The organism is Lacticaseibacillus pantheris DSM 15945 = JCM 12539 = NBRC 106106 (genome assembly GCF_001311175.1).
Taxonomy (GTDB): domain Bacteria; phylum Bacillota; class Bacilli; order Lactobacillales; family Lactobacillaceae; genus Lacticaseibacillus; species Lacticaseibacillus pantheris.
Genome location: NZ_BBAI01000080.1, coordinates 1 through 1,058, shown reverse-complemented (window position 1 = coordinate 1,058; position 1,058 = coordinate 1). Strand labels below are relative to the sequence as shown.

At 57.0% G+C, this 1,058-nt stretch carries 2 protein-coding genes; both read right to left on the bottom strand.

Annotation, left to right across the window (positions count from 1 at the left end; all coding sequences use genetic code 11):
• The coding region (locus JCM12539_RS12405) for a GH25 family lysozyme (RefSeq protein ID WP_439645144.1) at positions 1 to 520 on the bottom strand (520 nt) is incomplete at its 3' end.
• Between the two features lie 150 nt (positions 521 to 670).
• The coding region (locus JCM12539_RS13485) for a hypothetical protein (protein WP_054651846.1) at positions 671 to 1,058 on the bottom strand (388 nt) is incomplete at its 5' end.

Sequence of the window (1,058 nt, the reverse complement as noted above, 5' to 3'; positions counted from 1 at the left end):
GCCCATTGTAGCCACTTGACATCAGTCCGTTAAAGTCCACGTTCTCGTCCAGCCCACCAGCCTTGGCAGTGGACGTGAATTGAAATACCTGAACGTTATCGAATGACGGGAAGAAATTGTAGTCTGGCTCCGTCCGAACCTGGTAGTCTGGGTACTCTGCCAGCCACAACGGCCACGTCTTCGCAAGGCTTGTTAGGTCGAGGTGTGCGGTCAGAAAACTCTTGTAGCCGTACAGCAATGGTGTGTAGCCCGCGTCCTTGACCTTTTGCAGAGCATAGTTAACTGCGTCCGTGTTTGGACTGCCAGACTCTACGTCCAGTGCCACCACCGAACCCTTTGGCGTCTGTACTTTTGGCAGGTAGTAGGCCAGCATTTCATCGGCCTGTGCGCGCGTAGAAAACTCTGCATAGATGTACGTTTGCCCGTACTTACCCGCAGCGGTCGCACTAGCAATCTGCGTTGGGTACGTGCTCTGTGGAACGAATGACCCGTTGTAGTACCCGCCAATCTGGGATACCACAAACTTATCGTCCTTACGTGCGTAGGTGCATATGCGCCCTGGTACTTCGACCAGTCGGGCCCGTACGTCTTCGCCGCGTGGGTGCTATTAACCGCACCCGTGCCCACAACAAAGGCCGCAACGATTACCGCTACGGCCGTGAGCCATTTGCTAAACTTGTGCCGCACTGGAATCACCTCCGTCAGCGGGTGCTGGTGTTGGTGCCGCATCGCTGGCTGGCGTAGCGGCTAGCTTGGCCTCCACCGCCTTAGCGACTGCCGCGTCGAACTGGGCCTGTGCTGCATCAGCTTTGGCTTGCTTAGCGTCAGTCACCTTAGTAGCGACTGACTTTGCCGCTGGCTTGACCGCGTCCACTGCCCAGCTTGTACCCATTGCTGTAACCGCGCCTTGGACCGCACCGGCGAGGTAGTTAGTGTCGTGCGTGATGGCTACGGACGCCAGCCCAGCCACGATACCGATGCCAACCGCCAGGTATGGTAGGTATGCCGACTTAATCGACGTCTGCGACTTAACAAATTGAGTGGCCGCCGCGACAATC